The organism is Bacillus sp. TE9106W (assembly GCF_054062215.1).
The window spans coordinates 69,322-85,523 of the sequence record NZ_JBSSFA010000003.1 but is presented as its reverse complement, the minus strand read 5'-3'; the positions used below and the strand labels follow the sequence as shown (position 1 = coordinate 85,523).

The 16,202-nt window shown below is 32.1% G+C and carries 13 protein-coding genes and 1 pseudogene; 12 read left to right on the top strand and 2 right to left on the bottom strand.

Going from position 1 to position 16,202, the window contains the following annotated elements:
- Positions 1 to 136 precede the first annotated feature (136 nt).
- Together ACVWY7_RS06810 and ACVWY7_RS06805 are read left to right on the top strand one after the other, a co-directional pair.
- Positions 137 to 1,420, top strand: a complete 1,284-nt coding sequence (locus tag ACVWY7_RS06810) for a DUF2325 domain-containing protein (RefSeq protein WP_456523716.1) — start codon at positions 137 to 139, stop codon at positions 1,418 to 1,420.
- A 184-nt stretch (positions 1,421 to 1,604) separates the two neighbouring features.
- On the top strand, positions 1,605 to 1,811 hold the full coding sequence (locus ACVWY7_RS06805) for a hypothetical protein (RefSeq protein WP_249211618.1): 207 nt from the start codon (positions 1,605 to 1,607) through the stop codon (positions 1,809 to 1,811).
- Positions 1,812 to 2,134: 323 nt separating this feature from the next.
- Here the strand turns inward: ACVWY7_RS06805 and ACVWY7_RS06800 are convergent, their stop codons facing one another.
- Positions 2,135 to 2,458 (bottom strand): hypothetical protein, encoded by a 324-nt coding sequence (locus ACVWY7_RS06800; protein ID WP_000351756.1) that lies wholly within the window; start codon positions 2,456 to 2,458, stop codon positions 2,135 to 2,137.
- Between the two features lie 46 nt (positions 2,459 to 2,504).
- Positions 2,505 to 5,258, bottom strand: a complete 2,754-nt coding sequence (locus ACVWY7_RS06795) for an S-layer homology domain-containing protein (RefSeq protein ID WP_001033624.1) — start codon at positions 5,256 to 5,258, stop codon at positions 2,505 to 2,507.
- 437 nt (positions 5,259 to 5,695) lie between these two features.
- On the opposite strand from ACVWY7_RS06795, the gene ACVWY7_RS06790 reads away from it, so the two are divergent.
- The 10 genes and pseudogenes from ACVWY7_RS06790 (at position 5,696) to ACVWY7_RS06745 (ending at position 16,121) form a co-directional block, all read left to right on the top strand.
- Positions 5,696 to 6,706 carry a DNA polymerase III subunit delta' gene (locus tag ACVWY7_RS06790; protein ID WP_456523715.1) on the top strand — a complete coding sequence of 337 codons (1,011 nt, stop codon included), beginning with the start codon at positions 5,696 to 5,698 and terminating at the stop codon, positions 6,704 to 6,706.
- A 12-nt stretch (positions 6,707 to 6,718) separates the two neighbouring features.
- The gene (locus ACVWY7_RS06785) at positions 6,719 to 7,048 is read left to right on the top strand and encodes a hypothetical protein (protein WP_277493261.1); all 330 of its coding nucleotides are present in this window, start codon (positions 6,719 to 6,721) and stop codon (positions 7,046 to 7,048) included.
- Positions 7,049 to 7,176: 128 nt separating this feature from the next.
- Positions 7,177 to 8,910, top strand: coding sequence for a phosphoadenosine phosphosulfate reductase domain-containing protein (locus ACVWY7_RS06780; RefSeq protein WP_456523714.1), 1,734 nt, complete (start codon positions 7,177 to 7,179; stop codon positions 8,908 to 8,910).
- 205 nt (positions 8,911 to 9,115) lie between these two features.
- Positions 9,116 to 9,445: a hypothetical protein gene (locus ACVWY7_RS06775; RefSeq protein ID WP_456523713.1), complete on the top strand. Its 330-nt coding sequence runs from the start codon at positions 9,116 to 9,118 to the stop codon at positions 9,443 to 9,445.
- Positions 9,406 to 9,786 carry a hypothetical protein gene (locus tag ACVWY7_RS06770; protein ID WP_456523712.1) on the top strand — a complete coding sequence of 127 codons (381 nt, stop codon included), beginning with the start codon at positions 9,406 to 9,408 and terminating at the stop codon, positions 9,784 to 9,786. The genes ACVWY7_RS06775 and ACVWY7_RS06770 overlap by 40 nt, the downstream gene beginning before the upstream one ends.
- Positions 9,723 to 10,874: pseudogene (locus ACVWY7_RS06765) on the top strand (DNA topoisomerase); the annotation flags it as partial. The gene ACVWY7_RS06770 and the pseudogene ACVWY7_RS06765, both read left to right, overlap by 64 nt.
- 81 nt (positions 10,875 to 10,955) lie before the next feature.
- Positions 10,956 to 11,384, top strand: coding sequence for a topoisomerase C-terminal repeat-containing protein (locus ACVWY7_RS06760; protein WP_456523756.1), 429 nt, complete (start codon positions 10,956 to 10,958; stop codon positions 11,382 to 11,384).
- Positions 11,385 to 11,428: 44 nt separating this feature from the next.
- Complete coding sequence (locus ACVWY7_RS06755) at positions 11,429 to 11,593, top strand: hypothetical protein (RefSeq protein WP_002080135.1); 165 nt, start codon at positions 11,429 to 11,431, stop codon at positions 11,591 to 11,593.
- Positions 11,594 to 12,439: 846 nt separating this feature from the next.
- Positions 12,440 to 13,828, top strand: coding sequence for a S8 family peptidase (locus ACVWY7_RS06750; RefSeq protein ID WP_000668729.1), 1,389 nt, complete (start codon positions 12,440 to 12,442; stop codon positions 13,826 to 13,828).
- Between the two features lie 166 nt (positions 13,829 to 13,994).
- Complete coding sequence (locus tag ACVWY7_RS06745) at positions 13,995 to 16,121, top strand: peptidase domain-containing ABC transporter (protein WP_105989484.1); 2,127 nt, start codon at positions 13,995 to 13,997, stop codon at positions 16,119 to 16,121.
- Positions 16,122 to 16,202: the final 81 nt, after the last annotated feature.

Here is a 16,202-nt window from a genome sequence, read left to right as displayed (position 1 = left end):
ATTATAAGAATATTATAACTCTTGATCTAACAAAAAGGAAGATTAAAAACTTTATGAATCGATTTGACACTCATAATTCCACATATTACTATTTAGAGGAGTTATCAGAAAATTCTATTGTGAGAGGGGATTAAAAATGGGTGAATTAGTTTCGATTACAAAAAAGGACGGAAAAGAATCAATAGATTTATTTAAACATTATAGTGAGTGTTTTGAGGAAGGAGATTCTATAGGTCAAGATAAGATATCTGATGAATTATTTACAAAAGTGAAAGATGCTGTTACTCAGTATTGGTTAGAATCTATGGACTCATTACCTGATGTTGTTGATTTGTACATTATTATTTCTTTAATAGAAAGTGATTCACCGAAACACAAGAAAATAGTTACACGTTTTTTCAATGACTGTAAAATTTTCTTAACAGCGAAGGAAAAGAAACAGGGTAAACGAGGGAAAATCGATCGCTTGTTAAAAGAATATAGTAAACCACAGATGAAAGAAAGGCTTCAAAAGAATTTAAAAGTCGCTGGTGAAATTGAGATAGCTCAATTACAAGCAGCGTATGATCAAACAGATAATCAACAGAAGAAAATTAAAGATGTACAAGAAGTAATTGAGAAGTACGGAATGCATTTCACAATTTTTATCACTGCTTATATAAAAACTCAAGGAACAGATGATATGCATGAATTGTACTTAGAAGCTGCTCCATTCAGATACATTAACATTCTTGCAGAATTAGCAATATTTCATCAGGAGAGATATCCTAGTCAAGAAAAGGCTGAAGAGATTTCATTTAAAGAGGAGTGGAATAAACTTCAAAGTAAGTTAAACGAGTATGAAAAAAAGCTTAATAAACAAGAAAAAATGTTAAATAAATACAAAATGGAAAATGAATATTTGAAAAAACAAAAAATCTCATCAGATGCTAAGGCATCAAGAGTTGTTAAACAAACAGAGAGGTCAGTAAATGAATTGATGACTGAGTTGGCAACTGAGGAGGAAATCAAGTCCGAACAACATAAAAAAGAAATAGAGTATTTAAATAAAACGATTGAACAAATGGCTCAAGAAATTATTCAATTGCAGAAAGAAGAAGAGCCGGAAGGAGATGTGCATAAGAATGATTTGTCAGGAAAGAAAGTGGCTGTAATTGGTGGGAATAAAGAAAGATACTATAGAGAGTGCGTTGAAAAGTACAATGCAGAAATTATATTTGTAGCAGAAGATCAGCATAGAAAAATAGATAGTGCGGTCAAAAAAGCCGATGTAGTCTTTTACTTAACAGAATTATTAAGTCACATTTATCATGAATTAATTATTCCGGCCGCATCTCGTTATAATACCCCAATTCGTTTTGTAAATAGTAAGGGTATTTCAGCATTTGAAAGTGCGTTAAAAAGATATGCAAATGAGTAAAATGTAAAGTGAACCGTATATTTAAGTATGATATAATACTTGTAATATATTTTTGAATTTTCTTTCGTTTATTAAAGATTATGTCCTTCGGGTAAAAGAACGCTGTACATCGTACATGCAATTCTTTTCCGGAGGGCTATTTTTATTTGTACAAAAGTATGAAAGAGAGGGAAAACTTTTGAAGATGTCAGAAAAACAAAGTGTATTTCTACCAGAAGGCTACTTTGAAATGAAGACAATACCTCAAGCGGAAATAGCTGATATTTACACTTCTAAGGAATTAATAACTGATAATGAACTTGATTCATTTTATTTTAGAGCGTTAGAAGAGAAGGGCATTTATCTAAACGAGAAACAAATTGAGGCTGTTCGAACAATTGGTAAAGAATAAGCGATTGAAGGATGAAAACGGAAGACTATAAGAAAAACAGTATGAACATGAACAAATATAATAAAATAAGGCTCTTACTTTGTAGTCTTATCTACGAAGTAAAAGCCTTGTCTTTTTTACTCATTTTTTATTTTAGTTTTGATGAAAAGGCACAGAAATTCTACTACAGATTATAGGATTAACAAATTCTTTAAATTTCTGTGTACTACGTACAAGCCCTCTACTTTTGGTATGTGCCTCTAATTCAGCACAAATTTTATTGTATCCGGAGTCATTCTTTCTAAAGCATGCGCAGAATATTAACGATCATTGATTTTGAGTTTTTAAAACTTATTTATTATAACTGTAAAATGTGGTTTGAATTTTACTTCGATTTTTTTCTTTTCTTCTGCACCTAGAATGTATAGTGTATCATTACGAGTATATATTTCTTTCACCAATTCCATCTTGGTTTCTATGATACGTTTGTCTTCGTATAGCATTATTAATTCAACTGTTGCATCATAATAGAACATATTCATAACCAGTTCAAATCCAAGTTTATCAATTTTACTATATCGATACGCACCCGCACCTGGAATATAGTAATCTTCTGGTTCACTTTCGAAAATTTCTAATAACTCATACTTATCATGTTTAATATCCAATATTCCTCAACCTTTTTGTCATAGATTACTTACTATGCTATTCATTCTATTCTTTTTTCTTAGCGGGAACAACTGTGATAACATCACCTTTATCATTTATAACAACGTAGCCTTCGTCTCTAACGTATTTCCAAGTACCAGGATTGTCTCCTGGTTTGCGAGTGCCCGTTTTTATAATATCTTCAACTACATTTGGAGTCATTCCCCGAGGATCAACTTTTTTTAATTCTTCCATGTATTTATCTGATCCGAATGTATACCCTTTTCTTTCAGCTCGCTCACGTGCTCGTTTTGTAAGCTCCGCTCGAACTTGAACTGTATCAGGTGCCATTCTTTCAAGTGCATGTTCAGAGTACTTGCGCCCATCAATGACGCCGCCACCTCTTGGCATACTCCATCCAATCTCTTCCGTTACATTTGATACTTTTCCTAAATCCTTTGCTTTTTGTTCTAATTCTCCATATTTACCAAACACACGGCCAACAACTTTAGGAGAGCCACCTACTAGTGTAGAAACTGTTCCCCAAACATAATCATCTGGACCATATTCTCTCTCTGTGAAAAATTCTCTTCCGTTATAAAGTTGCAGCCCTTGTTTAATTTGCCCAACAACTGGCATAAAATCAAGTGACATGGACCCAAGTTCATTCGTACGCTTCTGTTCTTCCAGATATTCTTTCATTTTTTCAGGCGGTACACCAAAATCCTTAAGACGATTTGTTAAACCGTCCATGTTTCCGACATTTTTAGCTATGTTAGATGTATCAATTTTATATCCCGTAATTTTATTAGCAGAATCTAAAAGGTGGTTTGTAGCATCGATACCTGACATGATATCCGTGTGAAGAGTTGGAAATGCTTGTTGCGCTTCTTTAATGTGTGTAGAAACACTTCTTGTTAAGTCTTCGACCATCAAAGCTTGCTTATGTAAAGATTTAGCTGCTGTATCTACTGATTTAGCAAATTTATCTACACTTTTATTAAAAGTGTGTAAATCTTTAGCCATTGATTTGTATGCAGGTATTCTCCCCTTAAAATCTTCATGCCAATCCTTTATCTCTGTAGCAGTATCTTTTAAACCGTTAGCTTGTTTTTTAATCTCTTCTTGTGGTAAGGAATTCAAGAATTTTTCTATCGGTTCAATATATGCTTCTTCTACTTCTACTGGAAAACCATTATACATATTAAGTGACGCTGCAATTACATCCATGTATTCTGCACTGTATTCTGCTAATTGTTTTTTAGTTTCTGGTAACAGATTCTTGGCAGCCTGTACATTGTTAATAATATCCCCAGAGTCCTTATTGGCTTTATCTAAAACCATAATACTATCTTTTAATAGCATAAACTTATGGATTTTACTAAAATCATCCTCCATCATTTGTAAGTTCGTGAGGATAGATTGATATTTTACTTGGACATTTGGATCAGCTTCTTTTGCATTTATGTTATCAACTAAGCTTTTTATATGAGATCCTTTTAAAGTCGTTAGGAACAGATTCAAACTTTGTGTCAATTCGCTAGATTCTAGTATAGCCGTATCGATATTATTTGCTTGATTAGCATCAGCTAAGCGTTTTGAGTGTTTTTGTATTAATTCTAGTCCGAATTTTAAATCGTTTACATCTTGACGAATCGCATCCATTTTATTGGATAAAGATTGATCAAACACAACTACAAATAGTTTTTTTACAACGTATGTCTTCCCGTTATAATTTACTCTAAACCATAAGGGATCATCTTCTCCCACTACTTCAAGAACTTCATCGTCCCCAACTTGAATAGGATTATGTCCTCTTAAAACCGTTCTAGAACTGTAAATGTTATGATCAAAAGAATTAATTTTTACCCAGCCTTTGACCATCTTTCCTGTTCTGTCGAATTGAAACTGTTTACCTTTATAAGTTACATCACCTTTTTGAATTGCCCCTTCATCGTTTGCGAAGTACCAATGTGTAGCCTGCGAGAACCAGCCTTTTTGGGCTGCACCAGTTGTTCTATTAAAATAATAGTCCTTCCCGTCAACGGTATTCCATCCCACTGATAGATTACCATTTTCATCGAAAAGATATGTATCATCTCCTGAACGCAACAATCCAGTATGTTTCACGCCTGGTTTGTCATAATAGTATTTCTTTTCTCCATCTACAACCCAGCCAACCGCGTCATTATTTTTTATACCTGTTGTTGCCATAATAGTCCTATATAGGAACATAGAAAATTGCTCTCTTGTAACAATTCCATTTGGATTAAAATTTCCGTCACCTGTACCACTCGTTATTTTGTTACCAGCTAATATTTTGACATATTCGTTGGCCCAGTGACCTTTCATATCCGTAAATTCAACATTTCCTTGTGGTTTTAAGTCAAATGTTTTGACAAGCACAGTTGCCATTTCAGCACGTGTCATATTATTTTTCGGATTAAATTTTTTCTCAGCATTTACACTGAAAATACCACGTGCTGTTAGTGCCAAAATTTCCTTTTTGAAATTGCTGTCACCAATATCACCAAATGGATTATTTGTACTATCTTGTGGTTTTAAATATCGATACAAGAAAGCAGCGAGATGTTCGCGAGTAATAGGATCCGCTGCACCGAAATAGCCATTTCCGTATCCTGTTATAATCTTATTCTCCACCATATACATCATTTCTTTATACGCCCAGTGGGTTTTAGGAACGTCAATAAAAGATGATGAATTCGCTTGACCATTTTGTTCTGCATATGCTGTTCCTGCTGTACTGAATAATAAAACACATACTATAGAACTTAGAAAAAATTGCTTAATTTTGTTCACAATAGACCTCCTATTTAATTATTAAAGATATAATTTCAAAAACAGCACTCATTTTACCATTGATTTCATTTTATATCAATATATTGATATAATAATGTTTTATCTAATGTAGAGGGAACTACACCACTATCAAGAAAAAAGGGGGCATTTATTTTGATTAGAAAAAATTGCTCAATTTAAATCTGTTGAAAAGTACATTCATTCTATTCAACAATCGGGTCAGATAATTGTGGGAAATGGGGAAAACGAGTTAGCGACAGTGATTACCCTTGAAAAATATCTGAATATTCATTATTATTTAATTGATAATATTTTTATGTTGCTGAAACTAATACACAAGACCTTTCGGGTTATAAGAATTATTGTAAGCCTCTTACAATAGCACTTATTTCTTCGGAAGGTCTTTTTGTGTTAACAAAATTTAAGGAGTGGTGATGATGACAAGGGTCATATCTTGGAGCGAAGTTATGCAAAAGCAACATATCGTAGGGACAATACTGAAAAATGGATTGGTAAATAAAAAGGTTAGTCATGCGTATCTATTTAATGGGGAAGCAGGAACTTTAAAAAAAGAGACAGCTTTATTATTTATTAAAAGCCTATTTTGTTTAGAAAATTCAGAGAGAATACCATGTAATGATTGCCGAAATTGTGATCGCATAAATAACAACATTCATCCTGACGTAGTTATTATTTCACCAGAAGAGGGTGGGAGTATTAAAAAGGAGCAAATTCAGCAGTTACACAAGGAGATCTCATACACATCTACTGAACTCTCAAGAAAGATTTATCTTATTGATCGAGTTGAAATGCTAACAACTAGTGCTGCAAATAGTTTATTAAAATTTTTAGAAGAACCAGATGGAAATACAACGGCCATTCTTGTTACAGAAAATATACAAAAGGTTCTTGGTACGATTCAATCTAGATGCCAAATTTTAAACTTTCTAGATACATCTAGGGGAGAATACGAAGAAGAATTATCTGCAGCAAACCTTTCTCAGGATATAGTAAAGCTTTTAACTCGTATGACAAATAATATAGATAAAGCTATGTCACTAGCAAAAGAGCAGTGGTTTATAGATCTACATTCGCAAGTAGCCTGCTTGATGAAGAATTTGATGGAACCTGCAGTCTATATAGAAATAATAAAGTTATTAAAATTAATAGATTCAAAAGAAAAAGAGCCAATTCTATTTAAATTTATAAACATATGGTTTAAGGATGTACTTTATGCTTTAACGAAAAAGAAGGATTTTATATCTTTTCAAAGTCAAATCAATATATTAGAGCTACATGCTGAAAAACTAGGTGTAAAAGGAATTGCTGATGCAATAGAACTTTTAGAAAAAGGTTATATAAGAAGACAAGCGAATGTTTCGTTAAATCTTGTTCTGCAAGAAATGTTCATTAAGTTGCAAAAAAATGTATATATGGTTGCTTTGTAAGGGGGAAAATCTATGTGGATAGAACAGTTAAAAAGGATAATGAAAAGAAACCCACATATGAAATCAGACGCTTCATACACGGCTCTAGGCTATTCTAAGAAAGGATTTGGGGCATGTGGACACTGGAAAACTTGTTCTTTAGGCAAAGGAGATTGCTATTTAGAACAGGTGGATCCTGAAGTACCATTGTATTGCGCTTGTTATCAGCGGAATCATGCAGATTGTAATACACAAAATGTCTTATCTAAATCATGTACCGAAGAATTATTAGAACAGGAAGAAAAAATTAGCAAAGAGATGAATTTGAATAATGACGAATCAGGACAGTTAACTTTATTTTAATCAGCTGCTTCATTAAAGATTATTCATGCAATAAATAACATAAATTGAAAGGGGGCTAACCCTTTGTTGCAATATGCACAAGGGGGAGATCCCTTTGTGTTTTTTATTGTAATTTTGGGTAAGAAAAAATGAACAGAAACTCTTTAGATGAAATTAAAATAATAAAGCAAAGAATGAAAGAAGTTTATTTAAACTATAAGACTCACATGGTTGCAATGAGTGGAGGAAAAGATTCATCGCTTGTAATGCAATTGTTATGCGAAACATTAGAAGATATGGAACCAGAGGAACGTATTCACACCGTTCATATAATTTGTGCTGATACGGGTGTTGAGACACCAGAAATGACTGCTTATCAATATAGATGTTTAGAACAAATTAAGAGATATGCGGCAGGTGAATTTCATAATAAGGGGAAAATGCCATTTGTGGTTCATATGGTGAAACCACAAATGAAAAGTAGATTTTTTTATAAATTACTAGGTCGCGGTACTTCTATTCCGTTAGGAAATGTAAGAAATAGATGGTGCACGAGCCATTTGAAACTTCTGCCGATGCAGAATAAATTGAAAGAAATTTTAAATGAAATTCCTATGGATATAGCAAACGACGAATTTGATGTTTTGCTTTATACTGGTGTAAGGAATGAAGAGAGTGCGCGTCGCAGAAGAAGTATTGCTGCAATTGAAGATGATGCAACATCATACTTTGCTGAACATCCGGATATGCCTAGAATAAAGTATTTCCATCCAATAAAGTTTTTAACATCTGATGAAGTATTTTTTGAGTTAATGGATAGAGGAACATTAAGTTATGGTATTGATGTAGAAGAGATGACAATTCAATATGGTGAAGAAATGCTTGAGTGTGGTATTAAAACGAGTGCAAATGATATTGGTTCTGCCTGTTCAATGAATGGTGCGAGAAGTGGTTGTTGGTTATGCGGAGTTGTATCTGAAGATAAGATGCTAAAACGGTTGATTGCGGAAGGAAAAAACAGTTATCAATTCTTGTTAGACTGGAAAACACTTGTTGTTAAAATGCGTAATGATTGTAGATATCGTAGCATAAAACCTAGACCTGTATACAATAAAATTTTAAAAAGTGATAACCTTAATAATAGTGAATTAGACATTTTTCAACTTTGTGATGAAGAATATCAAGATATGCATTACTACGAGATTTTTAATCGTGCTAGTGATGAAGGATATATACCTGGTGGAATATCTTTTGAAGGGCGTTATATATTACTGGAATATTTACTTTATGCACAAGAGAAATCACAATATACATTGATTGAGGAAGAAGAGATAGAAGCCATTCTAGATGCCTGGTACGAAACAGAAGGTATTCGCGTATCAAGAAATGAAATTGTCCCCAAAGACTTTAATTATGATGGGGAGTTAGTGCTCTTACCTGATATGAAAGTGAATAAGCAAAAAACAAGAAATACAAACCCTATTTTTTATGTGGATGTAGATTCTCCTTTTGAAGAAGGAAAATTATTTTCCTTTTTAAAAGAAAGGCAGCGTATAACAAGAAAAAGTTACTTTTGTTTCCCGTCTTGCTATGACAATAGTGATTTTAAAATAGTTTGGAATAAATTGAAATTTATAATATGTTCTTCGGATATAAGAACAATGGAAGAGGCACAGAAAGTTATATTTAATTGGTTAGGCTGGACTGAAGAACCTGGTACTATGAATAAAAAGTATTATAATCTAGGCATAAATCAGTTGTTGCTTAGTGCAATTCGTGAAGGAATTAGTACAAATCAAAGAAATAAACAAATCGTTAATTGTCCCGCTGCAGATGTACAGATACAAGAAGAGGAATGCGGTCAAATATCTCTGTTCATTTAGAAAACAACAATACTTTTTTATCATCGATAAACCAAATGTGTTTATCGATTTTTTTATTTTCTTAGATTTCTGGATAGAAAATCTCATAATCCATATGAGGGAGACTATTTCTATAAGCTGATATCAGTTGGGGTATTTATAGAAATAGTAACTGGATAGTAAAAGCCTATTATGCTTATAAGGAGGGTTAAGAGTGTATTTATGTTTGGCAGAAAAACCGGATGTAGCAAAGAAAATTGTAGCTGCTTTTCCAAAATATAAAAAGCATGATTTGTATTACGAGATAATGCCCTGCAATGAATTTCCTAATGGTGCATATGTAGCCTATTGTATGGGTCACCTTTTGACTTTTGATGAAGAAAAAATGGGGACTAACACTCCATGGAGTTTGTCAGGATTACCTATAATGCCTAAAAATTATATTTATAAACCAATTAAAGGAAGAGAAAAACATGTTAGAACAATAAAAAACTGGCTAATGATCCTAAAGTTACAATGTTTATTAATTGTTGTGATTCAGCTAGAGAAGGTATGAGAATATTTACTGAAATAATAAAATACGTAACAAATAGAAACCTTCCAACAAAATGCTTGTGGATTTCTTCTTTAACGCCAGCATCAATTAAAAAAGGAATGCAAGAATTAGTTCCTTATAAATCCAAAGAGAATTTATATCATAGTGCTTATGCGCGAGCAATAGCTGATTTCTTAGTAGGTATAAATTTATCAAGGTCTGTATCTCTAAGAATGCAATCAGAATTTGCAAGTAGAAATTCTGAAAATGGGGATTTAAGTGGTTTGAAAAGGGATGTATTTTCGATTGGAGGTGTCAATCTCCAACGCTACGTCTTGTTTACGATCGTATTAAACAAATAGAAGCACATGTACCAGAACCTTTTTGGACTTTATCTGGGACTTTTGAAATGGACGGTAAAGAATATACAGGAAGATGGTTTAAAAAAGACAAGAATCGTTTTGATAGTGAAGAAGAAATAGAGGAACTTTCAATTCGATTAGTTGAAGAACCAGCTGTTATAAAGGAAGTGAAAAAGGAACGTAAGGCATTTAAGCCACCACAGTTTTTTGATTTAACCAGACTTCAATCTACTGCTAATAAATTATTTAAAATGGATCCTAAGGAAACTCTTCATCATGCAGAAAACTTGTATTTAGCTGGTTTGTTGTCTTATCCCCGCGCAGATAACCCGTATATTACGGCAGCTGAAGCACCAATCCTTTCAGCAGTTTTAGAAAAATTAAAATATACCGAGTCAGATTCTAAATATTTACCTGCTCCAATACGTAGTATTGATTTGTCCTCACGGTATATAAATGAGAAAAAGGTCTCAGATCATCACGGAATTATAGTATTAGACGTTCCTAAGGATTTTTCTAAATTAAATCCTGGTGAAAAAGCAATATATGATTTGGTGGTGAAACGAGTAATTGCCGCGCATCACGAAGATGCATTGTATGATTTTACTTCAATTATCACAGTTGTAGATGAAACTGAAACATTTTTAACCAAAGGGAAATAAGAAGTGAGTTTAGGTTGGAAGATGTTATACCAGAAAGAACAAGTATCTGATGAGAAAGATGATCAAGAAGAGGAAAATGAAGAAGTAGCTCATTTACCGGATGTAAAAGAAGGAGATATAGGGACGATTGTTGATACGGAAATCAACAAAGGAATGACAAAAGCACCACCATATTTGACATCTGGAACACTAGTTGAATTAATGGAAAATTGCGGTTCACTTATGGAAGAGAAAGAAATGCAAAAAATCCTTAAAAAAACAAGTGGAATAGGTACAGTTGCTACGCGTGATGGTATTATCCATACACTATATGATCGTGGATATTTAGTTAATAAGAATAATAAGGTACTTTTATTAGAGAAGGACCGGATGTTAATGGATGCACTTGGTGACAAGATGATTGTTTGTTCACCTGAATTAACTGCAAAATGGGAAAATGTTTTAGAGGCAATCTCAGATGGCCGAATTGATTATAAGCAATTTATAGCTAAGGCTGAAAAATTAGTTGTGAAGCTATTAAATGATATTGAACAAATCTCTAAATCGTGGAATTTAGATTCCTCAATTAAAAAAATTGAAGAGGCTAAAAGGAAAGAGGAGGAGAAGAAGTTACTGGGTTCATATTTAAAGTGCGGTAGTCAAGTGGTTCTAAAAAAAGATTTTTATGGCTGCACAGCATATAGTACGACAGGCTGTGATTTTCAAATTAAGGAGAAGATATTAGGAAAGAAAATATCTAGTGCACAAGTGAAAAAACTATTAAAAGATGGAAAAACAAACACGATTAAGGGATTCAAGAAAGGGGAGGATCTTTTCGATGCTGTGTTGTCATATAACGTAGCAGCTAATAAGTTAGAGTTTAAAAAGCCTGAAATTAAAGAAAAGGTGGAAAAGAAGGAAAGAACCATTCAAATTTCAATTTTTAATCAACAGTAAAACGTTGAATCTGTTTTCATTGCAGGAAGAAATGAGGATTTAAAGTGGGGAAAGCATTATTTAATGTAATTGGAATAACACTGGGGTTCTGTGTATTTATTACTGCGTGTTCAAAATCAGATACTACGTCTTCTAAATCTAATGAACCAAAAAGTGCAGTAGTTGAAAAGGAAATCAGCAAAAAAGTACTTCAAAAGTCTGTTTTTTGACCTTTCAAAGTATTGAAACGAGTGATTTTTGAAGGGGGATTGGTACTTAAATGGATAAAAAATTTATGCTACTTGAAAGGAAGGTGGTTGTTTTTAATAGATGGGGAATTTTATGTATTCAAACATATAATTTCAAATAAATTTTAATTGTTATTGCATCAGAACCAATAGTATATTGTAAATGAAATTTATTAATTTATGTCTAAAATGTGTCTGAATATTCTTTTCTTATGATGTTTTGTAACATAATATATTATATTTCACAAAAATATTTTCTTTTCGGAAAATACTTTGAAATGTTATTCGAAGTTTACTGCTAAATAGAAACTAAACAGCTAGCAATAGATTTTTGGAAGGACTTTTACATCTTTAACATTAAAATATTTATATGTTTTTATTTTCATGTAGATATATATATTATTTTTAAATATTTAATCAAATATTTTTGAAATTATCCTTGGAAAATATTAAATAATTTAGGGGATTTTATTATTAAAACCAACTAAAAACAGAATATTTAAATAATTTGTTTTTTGTTAACTTTTGCAAAGTGATATGCTAAAGTTTATTTTATGTGATAGGTATTTGTTTGAAATTGGAAAAAACATTTTTTACTTTACTCAAAATCAAAACCGCTACTACTCTTTTTTGATAATTTTCTTACTTTTCACATCGGAGAAGTTTGGCATGAATGTTGTGAAGTTTACACATCGCAATTGTAAAGTGATAAAAAAATATACATGAAGAAACTTATTTTGTATATTCAATTCTTTCTATAGGATTGTTAATAGAATGAACACTTCTATATAAGTATATAGTAATTAAATTGAATGAGGAGTGATCGAAATGAAATTTATTAAACTAATAATTGTGGTCTCAATGATATTTGTTATTTTTTCTCCAGCAAAGCTGATTAATGCGGAAGAGGAAGAAAACTATTATACAGTTCTATTAGAGGAACATGAGGAATGGGAGAAAGCAAGGAAGATAATACAAGAGAATAATATTGAAATTGTATACTCAGTAGAAGAAATTAATGTGTTTCAAGTGAAAGCAACACAGGAAAAGATGAATAGAATTGGTTATAAGTCTTTTATTAATACCTATAATGAATCATTAAGGTTTTCTAATGTTAGTAATAAAGCAAATAAAATTGAAACTTTAGAGAATCCAATGCTGTGGGAAAATCAATGGGACATGAAAAAGGTTACAAATGATGGAAAAAGTTATGATGTATTTTCTGGAAGTAAAAATGTAACGGTAGGTATCATTGACTCTGGAGTAGATAGTAATCATCCAGATTTAAAAGGAAATATAGTTCCAGGTTCAAAAAATCTAGTTCCTAATGGGGGATTTAGAGGGAAGGAGAAATCTGAAACAGGAGATATTAATTATTTTGAGGATAAGACAGGACACGGAACATTTACAGCTGGACAAATTGCTGCAAATGGGAATATTAAAGGTATAGCACCAAATATAGGTATAAAATCGTATAGAGTATTTGGTGAAGGGCTAGGAGAAAGCATTTGGATTATAAAAGGAATAATACAGGCTGCAAAAGATGATGTAGATGTTATAAATCTGAGTTTAGGACAATACTTGGTAGATGGAAAAGTCTTTTTAAATAGTAGTGAATCCAAAAAAGATCTTGCGGAGATAAAAGCATATAAAAGAGCTATAAAATTTGCTCGTAATGAAGGTAGCGTGGTTGTCGCAGCAGCTGGTAACGACTCTCTAAATGTCAATGATAGCAGACAAATGAATGAGATATATAAGAAGAAAAATACTCTACATGAAGTGTCTTATACTGGGAAAGTTCTTGATGTTCCAGCTGCTTTACCTAATGTTGTGACTGTTTCATCGGTTGGATTAGAAAATGAACTTTCAGTATTTTCAAACTACGGAGAGGGTTTTATTGATATTGCTGCACCTGGAGGGGATTTGAAATTATTTAATGAGCTAGGTATTGAACAATATTATAGTAGTGGAGCTTTTAAGAAGGAACAAGTTGTAGGTACAGCTCCTGGTGGGGGTTATTCATTCAGTGTAGGTAACTCTGTAGCTGCTCCGAAAGTATCAGGTGCGTTAGCACTCATTATTGATAAAAAGAATTATAAAAACCAACCTAATAAATCAACTAACTTTCTTTATCAACATGGTGTGAATGGTTATGAAGAAAAATATTCCTTTTTCGGGCATGGCACTCTGGATGTATATAAGGCAGTAACCCACTAACAGGGTCGTTGTTAAAAAATATTGCTTGGTGATTTTAATGATAGAAAAAATTTGTTTTCTTATGAAGATTTATTAATTGAAAATAGAGATAATTCGTTCGCAACTAAAAAACCAGCATGATTCCGCATGAGAATTTTGAAACATAAATTATACTAGGGGTTTATAGATGAAAAAAATAAGATATGTTGAACAAATGGAGCATAGTGAATGCGGATTATCGTGTATTGCTATGATATTAGATTTCTATAATCATTATGTTTCCTTGAGTGATTTAAGGAATGAATTTGGTTCGGTTAGTGTAGGGCATTCTTTTCAAGATTTACTTTATATAGCGCAAAAAAAGAAAATGAATGGAAAAGCCTATCAGGTAGATACATTAAGTTTAAAAGAGCTAAAGTTGCCATTGATCTTGCATTGGGAAGGGAAGCATTATGTTGTTTTAGAAAAAATAACTAAAAATAAATGGCATATTATTGACCCTTCAGGTGGTAGAAAAATTTTAAACTATAAAGAATTCAATAGTAGTTATTCTGGATATGCTTTACATATTTCTCCGAGTAATACATTTCTCGAGAAGAAGAAAGAGAAAAACAATATTTTTCTCAAGCATTTATTAAGTCAAAAGAAGTTACTAGCTGTTGTAATAATGGTGACTGTATTCATTCAAGTTATCGCCATAACAATCCCGTTACTAACTAAGTGGTATACAGATCAGGTCATAATGAAATCAGATTTAAAATTTTATTTTGCTACAGGTATAGGTATATTGACAATTTTTATCATGTATATGTTGATTTCTATCTTAAGAGGATGGACGATTTCAAAGCTCAATACGCGATTAGATTCTTCAATTATGAATAAATTTATGGAAGTTCTTTTCAGGTTGCCGTATCCACTTTTTGAGAATAAGTCTAATGGAGATCTATTATTTAGAGCAAATTCTAACACATTAATTAGGCAAATTCTTTCTACAACTATAGTTTCAGTTTTTATAGATTTGTTACTAGTAGTAACATTTACAGTAATTATGATGCAATATTCTCCATCTTTAACAATGTATATGCTCTTCATTTCTTTCTTATTAATTACTGTTTTAGTAATTAATGCGAGAGTTGTAAGAAAGTTATCTGATGATAATGTATCGAATCAAGTTAAAGTCCAATCAATTTTATTTGAAAATCTTAATGGAATTTCTGATATAAAAATGTTAGGACTAGAGAAGCAAATACATAAGGAATGGCAGAATAAGTTTAATAACCAGTTGAAGACAACAGAAAAATTAAATATTTGGACAAGTATTATCCAATCATTATCTAATTCAGTTCAATTTATTATACCGTTATTTATTTTGTGGTTAGGTAGTACTTTCATCTTTGAAGGGGAAATCACGATGGGGACGTTGCTAGCATTCAATTCTATTTCAGCATCTTTTATTACTCCAATCGTATCTTTGAGTCAAACATTTACAGAAATTGTTAAAGTTCGCTCGTATTTTCTGAGAATAATAGATGTGATGAAAACAAAAACAGAGTTTGAAGGATCTGAAAAAAATAAATTATCAGGTAAGATAAAAATGGAAAATGTTTCATTTAAATACAGTGTATTTGGTAAGGAAGTTCTCAAGAAAATCTCACTGTCAATTAATCCTGGTGAAACAGTTGCAATTGTTGGGGAGTCAGGTTCAGGAAAGAGTACACTTGCAAAATTGTTATTGGGATTTTATGTTCCGACTAATGGGGATATTTTATATGATGATACCTCTATCACAGATTATAACTTACCTTTTTTAAGGAAACAAATAGGAGCAATATTACAAGATTCTAAATTATTTAATCGCTCTATATATGAAAATTTAGCTATGATGCAGAAAGATGTAGATATAAATGACGTAGTTCAGGCTGCAGAGAAAGCAAATATTTTACGATATATAATGGAACTGCCAATGGGTTTTGAGACAATTGTCTCAGAAGCAGGGGGCAATTTATCTGGAGGACAACGTCAACGAATTCTTATAGCAAGGGCTTTAGTGAAATCTCCGCCAGTATTAATATTAGATGAGGCAACGAGTTCGCTAGATAATATTTCAGAAAAAATTATCGATCAAAATTTAGCGGAACTATCTTGTACACGGATAATCATTGCTCATAGATTAAGTACAATCGTGAATGCCGATAAGATAGTTGTACTGAATGATGGGGAAATTGTAGAACAAGGGACTCATCATGAATTACTTCAAAAAAGAGGGTACTACAATAAATTGTATAGCCTTCAAAATGAAGAAGTAAATAATTAAAGATATCATGAACACAAAGAAAAATTCTTAAAGGAGGTGATGCAAAATTCTTTAATCAGTTAGGGGGGAAGCTAAATATTA

Coding starts and splice junctions, on each gene's coding strand:
- ACVWY7_RS06785 (WP_277493261.1), top strand. CDS start 6,719: ATGTGGATAGAACAGTTAAAAAGGATAATGAAAAGAAACCCACATATG.
- ACVWY7_RS06745 (WP_105989484.1), top strand. CDS start 13,995: ATGAAAAAAATAAGATATGTTGAACAAATGGAGCATAGTGAATGCGGA.
- ACVWY7_RS06805 (WP_249211618.1), top strand. CDS start 1,605: ATGTCAGAAAAACAAAGTGTATTTCTACCAGAAGGCTACTTTGAAATG.
- ACVWY7_RS06810 (WP_456523716.1), top strand. CDS start 137: ATGGGTGAATTAGTTTCGATTACAAAAAAGGACGGAAAAGAATCAATA.
- ACVWY7_RS06750 (WP_000668729.1), top strand. CDS start 12,440: ATGAAATTTATTAAACTAATAATTGTGGTCTCAATGATATTTGTTATT.
- ACVWY7_RS06780 (WP_456523714.1), top strand. CDS start 7,177: ATGAACAGAAACTCTTTAGATGAAATTAAAATAATAAAGCAAAGAATG.
- ACVWY7_RS06790 (WP_456523715.1), top strand. CDS start 5,696: ATGACAAGGGTCATATCTTGGAGCGAAGTTATGCAAAAGCAACATATC.
- ACVWY7_RS06770 (WP_456523712.1), top strand. CDS start 9,406: ATGTTTATTAATTGTTGTGATTCAGCTAGAGAAGGTATGAGAATATTT.